An 8,061-nucleotide genomic window follows, 5' to 3' on the forward strand; every position below is an offset into this window, starting at 1 on the left:
GCTGCTCCGGACCATTGAATCGATCCAGGCGGGCCCGGTTAGACTCCGGCTGCCGGGCGAGGCGCGCCGGACGTGAAGGAGTCGGCCGATGGTGAGCATCAAGGACGTGGCACGGCGCGCGGGCGTGTCGATCGGCACGGTCTCCAACGTCGTCAACCGCCCCTCGCTGGTCTCCGAGAGCACCCGCGAGCGGGTGCGGGCGGCGATCCGCGAGTTGGGGTACGTCCGCAGCGAGACGGCCCGTCAGCTGCGCGCCGGACAGAGCAGGGTGATCGCCCTGCTGGTGCTCGACATGACCAACCCGTTCTTCGTGGACGTCGCGCACGGCGCCGAGCGGGAGGCCCGCGAGCAGGGCCTGGGCGTGATGTTCTGCAACAGCGACCAGGATCCGGAGGAGGAGGCCGCGTATCTGTCGCTCTTCGCGGAGCAGCGGGTGCGCGGCGTGCTGATCACCCCGGCGACGGAGGGGGACGCGGCGCTCGCGGTGCTCTCCGGGTTCTCCCGGCACGGCATCCCGCATGTGCTGGTCGACCGGCTGGTGCCGGCGGACCGGGCCTGCTCGGTGTCGGTCGACGACGTGACGGGCGGCTCGCTCGCGGCGGCGCACCTCTTCGGGCTGGGGCACCGCAGGATCGGCTACGTCACCGGGCCGCTGCGGATGGCGCAGTGCGCGGACCGGCTGCGCGGGGCGCGGGCCGCGGCGGCGGAGGCGGGCCTGGACGAGGACGCGGTGCGCGTCGAGGAGCGCGGCGCGCTGACGGTGGCCGAGGGCCGGGCGGCGGCGCACGCGCTGCTCTCCGGCGCGGCGCAGGCCTGGCCGACGGCGGTGTTCTGCGCGAACGACCTGCTGGCGCTGGGGGTGCTGCAGGTGATGGTGGAGCGGGGCGTGCGGGTGCCGGACGACATGGCGATCGTCGGCTACGACGACATCGAGTTCGCGGCGGCGGCCGCGGTGCCGCTCTCCTCGGTGCGCCAGCCGGCCCGCCTGATCGGCCGCACGGCCGCGCGGCTGCTGATCGAGGAGACCGACCCGGCGACGGCGCCCGAGCACCACCACCAGCGGGTGGTGTACGAGCCGGAGCTGGTGGTGCGGCGCTCGACGTCCGGGTGAGGCGCGGGGAACCGCGCGAGTGAAGCACTACGGGCCGCGGCACCAACAGGCCCGCTCAGTCCGTGCTCAGCACCAGCTCGACCGTGCGCTCCACCGCCCTGCGGATGTGCTCCTCGACCGCGGCGATCGGCGGCCAGCCGCCCTGGCCCTGGCGGTGCGCCAGCAGCGCCCGCCGGGTCGCCGGGACGCCCTCCAGCGCGCGGAGCTCCACCCCCGCCCGCTCCGGCCGCGCCGACAGCCGCGGCAGCAGGCCGATCCCCAGGCCGGCCCCCACCAGCGACTGCACCAGCGTCAGCGCGTCCACCCGGTGCGCGATCCGCGGCGTGAAACCGGCCAGCGCGCAGAGCCGCTGCACCACCTCGTCGTCGTCCGTCCCGCGGGAGTTGGCGATCCACTCGACGTCCGCGAGCGCGGCCAGCCGTCCCACCTCCAGCGGGCCGTCCGGGAGCCCGACCCGCTCCGGCAGCCCCTCCGGGACGGCCAGCAGGAACGGCTCCTCCCAGAGCGGCTCGACCTCCACGCCCTCCGGCGGCGTCCGCGGCGCCAGCCGGTACTCGTAGACCAGCCCGACCTCCGCCCGTCCGTCCAGCAGCAGCGAGTACGTCTCGTCCGGCTCGTGCTCGAAGACGTGCGCCTCCACGCCCGGCACCTCCTGCGCCAGCGAGTGCAGCGCGGCCACCAGCACCGTCTCCACACCGGTGGCGAACGCCCCGATCCGCACCAGGCCGGCGGGCTCCGCGTCGCCGCGCAGCTCGGCCTCGGCGGCGTCCACCGCGGCGAGGATGCCGAGGCCGTGCTGGACGAGCCGGCGTCCCGCCGGAGTGAGCCGGACCCGCCGCCCGTCCGGAACCAGCAGCTTGCGGCCCACCTCGCGCTCCAGCACCGCCAGGTGCTTGGACACCGCCGAGGTGCGGTAGCCGGTCGCCTCGGCGACCGCGCTCATGGTGCCCAACCGGCTCAGCTCCACCAGCAGGCGGAGCCGGGTCAGATCAAGCTCTCCGTGGTGCTCGGGCTGCATCCCTCCATTGTCCACCCGAAGTGAAAGATCACTCCACTTTTGGCTCGTGGACGGAAACTGATTCACGTGGCACTAATAGATGCATGGCCCCCCTGACCTACTTCCCCCAGCTTCGCCTGCCCCGCAGCAGGAACTCCTCCGGCGCCATGTACATGATCGCCGGGATGCTCACCCTGCAGGTGGGCTCGGCCCTCGCCGTGCATCTGTTCCCGGCGGTGGGCCCCGCCGGCACGGCCTGGCTGCGGATCTCCTTCGCGGCGATCCTGCTGGTCGCCGTCACGTTCCGGAAGCTCGGCCGCGAGCTGCGCACCGCCACCCGGCGGGACCTGGCGGCCGCGGCGCTGCTGGGCGCGGTCAGCGCGGGGATGACGCTCTGCTACTCGCAGGCGGTGGCGCGGATCCCGATGGGGACCGCGACCGCGATCGAGTTCACCGGCCCGCTGCTGGTCGCGGTCCTGGCCGCGCACCGGCGGCGCGAGCTGGTGTGGCTCGGGGCGGCGGTGGCGGGGCTGCTGATGCTCACTCAGCCGTGGTCCGGCGCGAGCGACCTGGGCGGCCTGCTGTGGGCCGCCGGGGCGGCGGGCTGCTGGGCCGTCTACATCCTGGCCACCCAGGCGGTGGGGGAGCGGTTCTCCGGCGTCAACGGGCTGGCCCTGGCGATGGTCTCGGGCGCGATCGTGGCGGCGCCGTTCGGCGCGCCGGCGGTGGTGGCCAACCCGCAGCTGTGGGTGATCGCCTCGGCGGCGGGGATCGCGGTGCTGATGCCGCTGCTGCCGTACGCGATGGACCTGGAGGCGCTGCGGCGGCTGACGCGGACCGTGTACGGGACGTTCGCCGGCCTGGAGCCGGCGGTGGCGGCGATCGTCGGCGCGGTGGTGCTGGCGCAGCTGCCCGGGCTCGGGCAGACGCTCGGCATCCTGCTGATCGTTGCGGCGGGGGTCGGGGCGGCGCGGGCCGGCTCGCGCCAGGAGCTGGGGGTCGGCGAGACGCGGGTGGTGGCGTCGGGCGGGCCGGCGGCGGCCACGTCCGTGGCGGAGCCGGACCGCGTCAACGCTTGACGCTCGCTCGGTGATGCCGCCCCAAAGCCCCGGCACCGCATCCGGGGTGCGTCCGGTGCAAGCGCCGTCGGCGACTCCCGGTCAAGGACGCAACCGCAGGCCGCGCGGCGTCGCCGTGAAGCCGGCCGCCTCCAGGACGGGGGCCAGCGGCGACGTCAACGCCGGGTCGCCGTTGACGCGTTCGACGGTGACCGTGCCCAGCGCGTCCGCCCGAGCCGCACCCGCGAGAGCGGACACCGCGGCGCCCACCACCGAGTCGTCCTCCGACCAGGACAGCAGCGACTTGCCGCCGCGCTCGACGTAGAGCACCAGCTCGCCGTCGACCAGCACCACCAGCGCCCCCGCCTTGCGGCCCGGCTTGTGCCCCGCCGCCTCCGGCCACGCCAGCGCCGCGCCGTAAGCGTTCGCCGGGTCGGCCGCCGCGAGCACCAGCGCCTCGGCAGCCCCGTCGCCCGCGGAGGACCGCCGCTCCAGCGCCGCCGCGACCGCGCGCAGCCGGTCGACCGCGCCGTCCGTCGCGAACTGCGCCGCGCCCAGCCCCTCGACGACGTATCCGCGCCGCGCGCGGCCCGTCTCCTCGAACGCCGACAGCACCCGGTACGCCCCCGCGAAACCTCCCGGGACCCGCTCCGCGCCGACCGCGCCGCGCGTCACCACGCCGTGCCGGTCGAGCAGCGTCTGCGCCCGGGCGTGCGCCCGCACCGTCGGCTCCGCCTCCCTCCGGGGCAGCAGCGACCAGCGCCCCGCCACCGTCGGCGGACCGGAGAACGACGCGGGACGGCGGGATCCGGTGCCCGCGCCGTAGCGCGCCCGGGGCGTCGCCCGCCGTGCGCGGTGCGCCGTCGCCCCCGCCGTGCGGCCCGAGCCCAGCAGGGCGCGCATCGGCCCCAGGGTGTCGTTGGTGACATAGCCCGACCAGGCGAGGTCCCACAGCGCCTCGGGCAGCGCCTCGCGGTCTTCCACCTGCCCCGCGAGCTGGCGGAAGAAGAGGCCGTACCCGCCCCGCAGCGCCTCCAGCAGCGCGCGGTGCACCGGCGTCAGCTCCAGCGGCAGCGGCTCCGGAAGCAGCAGCGGGGCCGCGTCCGCCGGGTAGAGGGCCACCCAGCCGTCCTTGCCGGGCAGCGGGCCCGCCCCGGCCCAGACCACCTCGCCGGCGGCCGTCAACTCGTCGAGCAGCGCCGGATGGTAGCCCGGCACCCGCGCCGGGAGCACCAGCTTCTCCAGCGCCGAGGCCGGCACCGCCGCGCCCTGCAGCTGCTCCACCGCCCGGACCACGCCGTCCAGCCCGCGCAGCGCCCCCGCGCCGACGTGCTGCCACTGCGGCAGGAACGCGGCGAGCGCCCGCGGCGGCACCGGCTCCACCTCGTGGCGCAGCGCGGCCAGCGAGCGGCGCCGCAGCCGGCGCAGCACCTCGGCGTCGCACCACTCCAGGCCCGCGCCGCCGGGCGCGAACTCGCCGCTGACGACCCGTCCGGTGGTCGCCAGCCGCTGCAGCGCGCCGGACGCCACCGCGGTGCCCAGCCCGAACCGCGCCGCCGCCCGCTCGGCCGGGAAGGGGCCGTGGGTGCGGGCGAACCGGGTGAGCAGATCGCCGAGCGGATCGGGCACCGGCTCGGTGAACGCCTCGGGGACGCCCACCGGGAGTGGCGTGCCCAGGGCGTCCCGCAGCCGGCCGGAGTCCTCGATCGCGGCCCAGTGGTCGCGGCCCGCGATCCGCACCCGGACGGCGCGCCGGGCGTGCTCCAGCTTCTCGGCCCAGCCCGGCTCGGCGCCGCGCTCGGCCAACTCCTCGCCGGTCAGCGGGCCGAGCACGCGCAGCGCGTCGGCGATGCCCTCGGCGTCCTTGAGCCGCCGCTCGGGGGTGAGCCACTGCAGCTCGCGCTCCAGCTGCTCCAGCACCTCGGCGTCGAGCAGCTCGCGCAGCTCGGCCTGGCCGAGCAGCTCGGCCAGCAGCCGGGAGTCGAGCGAGAGGGCGGCGGCGCGGCGCTCGGCGAGCGGGGTGTCGCCCTCGTAGAGGAACTGCGCGACATAGCCGAAGAGCAGCGACTGGGCGAAGGGCGACGGCTCGGGCGTCGTCACCTCGACGATGCGGACCCGCCGCTGCTCGACGTCCCGCATCAGCTCGGTGAGGCCGGGGACGTCGAAGACGTCCTGGAGGCACTCGCGGACCGTCTCCATGATGATCGGGAAGGAGCCGAACTCCGAGGCGACCTGGAGCAGCTGGGAGGCGCGCCGGCGCTGCTGCCACAGCGGGGTGCGCTTGCCGGGGCGGCGGCGCGGCAGCAGCAGCGCGCGGGCGGCGCACTCCCGGAAGCGGGAGGCGAAGAGCGCGGAGGAGCCGACCTGCTCGGTGACCAGTTGCTCGACCTCGCCGGGCTCGAAGAGCACGGTGGCCGCGTCGACCGGGGCCTCGTCGCCGTTCGGCGAGGGACCGTTCGGCGAGGGGCCGGTCGGCGGTGGGGACGGAGCCGGGGACGGCGACGCGGCCAGCGGGCCGTCCGCCAGCAGATCGGCGTCGAGCCCGGGGATGCCGAGGTCGAGGTCGCCGAAGCCGCCCTGATCGCCGATCAGGTCGGCGTCCGGCAGCCGCAGCACGATGCCGTCGTCGGCGTGCATGACCTGCGCGTCCATCCCCAGCCGCTCCTGCAGCCGGGCGCCGAGCGCCAGCGCCCACGGCGCGTGCACCTGGGCGCCGAAGGGGGAGTGCACCACGACCCGCCAGTCGCCCAGCTCGTCGCGGAAGCGCTCCACCACGATGGTGCGGTCGTCCGGGACATGGCCGGTGGCCTTGCGCTGCTCGCCGACGTAGGCGAGCAGGTTGTCGGCGGCCCAGGTGTCGAGGCCGGCGGCGGTGAGGCGGGCCCGCGCCTCGGGCTCGCCGAGCCCGCCGATCTCGCGGAGGAACGCGCCCACCGCGCGGCCCAGTTCGAGGGGGCGGCCCAGCGCGTCGCCGTGCCAGAACGGCAGCCGGCCCGGCACACCGGGGGCGGGGGAGACCAGCACCCGGTCGTGGGTGATGTCCTCGATCCGCCAGGAGGAGGTGCCCAGGCTGAAGACGTCCCCGACGCGGGACTCGTAGACCATCTCCTCGTCGAGCTCCCCGACGCGTCCTCCCCCCTTCTTGGGGTCGGCGCCGACCAGGAAGACCCCGAAGAGCCCGCGGTCGGGGATGGTGCCGCCGGAGGTGACGGCGAGGCGCTGCGCGCCGGGCCGCGCGGCGACCGTGCCCTCCACCCGGTCCCACACCAGGCGGGGGCGCAGCTCGGCGAAGGCGTCGGACGGGTAGCGGCCGGCGAGCATGTCGAGGACCGACTCGAAGGCCGACTCGGGGAGCGCGGCGAACGGCGCGGCGCGCCGGACGAGCGCGAGCAGCGCCGGCACCTCCCAGCCGTCCATCGCCGTCATCGCGACGATCTGCTGGGCGAGCACGTCGAGCGGGTTGCGGGGGACCCGCAGCGCCTCGATGCCGCCCTCCCGCATCCGCTCGGTGACGACGGCGGACTGGAGGAGATCTCCCCGGTACTTGGGGAAGACGACGCCCCGCGAGACGGCCCCGACCTGGTGCCCGGCGCGGCCGACGCGCTGCAGGCCGGAGGCGACCGACGGCGGCGACTCGACCTGGACGACGAGGTCGACGGCGCCCATGTCGATGCCCAGCTCCAGGCTGGAGGTGGCGACCACGGCGGGCAGCCGGCCGGCCTTCAGCGCCTCCTCGACCTCGGCGCGCTGCTCCTTGGAGACCGAGCCGTGGTGGGCGCGGGCCAGCACCGGCGGCGCGCCGGCCACCTCCCCGGCGTTGCCCATCAGCTCGGCGGGGGTGAGGTGCGTGGGGTCGGGATCCGGCGTCTCGCCGGCGCGCTCGCGGACGATCTCGTTGAGCCGGTTGCAGAGCCGCTCGGCGAGGCGGCGGGAGTTGGCGAAGACGATCGTCGAGTCGTGCGCCTCGATCAGATCGACGACCCGCTCCTCGACATGGGGCCAGATGGAGGCACGGCCACGAGGGTCGTCGGAGTCGGCGGGGTTGGGCGCGATGTCGGTGACGGGGGAGCCGCCCAGCTCGGACAGATCCTGGACGGGGACCTCGACGGCGAGGTCGAACCGCTTCTCGGAGGGCGGCTGCACGATCTCGACCCGCCGCTGCGGGGAGAGCCAGCGGGCCACCTCGTCGACCGGGCGGACGGTGGCGGACAGCCCGATGCGGCGGGCCGGGCGCGGCAGCAGCTCGTCGAGCCGCTCCAGGGAGAGGGCGAGGTGCGCGCCGCGCTTGGTGCCGGCGACGGCGTGCACCTCGTCGAGGATCACCGTCTCGACGCCGCGCAGCGACTCACGGGCGGCGGAGGTGAGCAGCAGGAAGAGCGACTCGGGGGTGGTGATCAGGATGTCGGGCGGATGCGTCTGGAAGCGGCGCCGGTCCTTCGGCGCGGTGTCGCCGGACCGGATGCCGACCTCCACCTCGGGCTCGGGCAGGCCGAGGCGGAGCGACTCCTGGCGGAGGCCGGCGAGGGGGCCGCGGAGGTTGCGCTCCACGTCGACGGCGAGGGCCTTCAGGGGGGAGACGTAGAGGACGCGGCAGCGGGCGAGGCGCTCCGCCGGGGGCGGGGTGGTGGCGAGCTCGTCGAGGGCGGCGAAGAAGGCGGCGAGGGTCTTGCCGGAGCCGGTGGGGGCGACGACCAGGACGTCCGAGCGGGCCCGGACGGCGCGCCAGGTGCCGGCCTGGGCCGCGGTGGGGGCGGCGAAGGCGCGGGTGAACCAGGCGCGGGCCGGTTCGGAGAAGCCTGCGAGGGGATCGTCGGCGGCGGTCGCGTTCACGCCTCCCATGGTGCCGGGTGGGTACGACACCCGCCGCCGCGGTGCGGCGCCCGCCACCCCCGCTC

General features: G+C 76.1%; 4 protein-coding genes. 2 read left to right on the forward strand and 2 right to left on the reverse strand.

Going from position 1 to position 8,061, the window contains the following annotated elements:
• The first annotated feature begins 88 nt into the window (after nt 1-88).
• The gene (locus tag BIV57_RS14345) at nt 89-1,111 is read left to right on the forward strand and encodes a LacI family DNA-binding transcriptional regulator (RefSeq protein WP_071657180.1); all 1,023 of its coding nucleotides are present in this window, start codon (nt 89-91) and stop codon (nt 1,109-1,111) included.
• Between the two features lie 55 nt (nt 1,112-1,166).
• Here the strand turns inward: BIV57_RS14345 and BIV57_RS14350 are convergent, their stop codons facing one another.
• Complete coding sequence (locus tag BIV57_RS14350; protein WP_071657181.1) at nt 1,167-2,129, reverse strand: LysR family transcriptional regulator; 963 nt, start codon at nt 2,127-2,129, stop codon at nt 1,167-1,169.
• Between the two features lie 83 nt (nt 2,130-2,212).
• Between BIV57_RS14350 and BIV57_RS14355 the strand changes: the two genes are divergently transcribed.
• On the forward strand, nt 2,213-3,187 hold the full coding sequence (locus tag BIV57_RS14355) for an EamA family transporter (protein WP_107409568.1): 975 nt from the start codon (nt 2,213-2,215) through the stop codon (nt 3,185-3,187).
• Between the two features lie 81 nt (nt 3,188-3,268).
• Here BIV57_RS14355 and BIV57_RS14360 read toward each other — a convergent pair whose 3' ends face one another.
• Nucleotides 3,269-7,996: an Lhr family ATP-dependent helicase gene (locus tag BIV57_RS14360; RefSeq protein ID WP_245797666.1), complete on the reverse strand. Its 4,728-nt coding sequence runs from the start codon at nt 7,994-7,996 to the stop codon at nt 3,269-3,271.
• Nucleotides 7,997-8,061: the final 65 nt, after the last annotated feature.

This window comes from Mangrovactinospora gilvigrisea (genome assembly GCF_001879105.1).
Lineage (GTDB): Bacteria > Actinomycetota > Actinomycetes > Streptomycetales > Streptomycetaceae > Mangrovactinospora > Mangrovactinospora gilvigrisea.

Excerpts from the sequence above, each read along its gene's own strand:
- BIV57_RS14345 (WP_071657180.1), top strand. The coding sequence starts at position 89 with ATGGTGAGCATCAAGGACGTGGCACGGCGCGCGGGCGTGTCGATCGGC.
- BIV57_RS14350 (WP_071657181.1), bottom strand. The coding sequence starts at position 2,129 with ATGCAGCCCGAGCACCACGGAGAGCTTGATCTGACCCGGCTCCGCCTG.
- BIV57_RS14355 (WP_107409568.1), top strand. The coding sequence starts at position 2,213 with ATGGCCCCCCTGACCTACTTCCCCCAGCTTCGCCTGCCCCGCAGCAGG.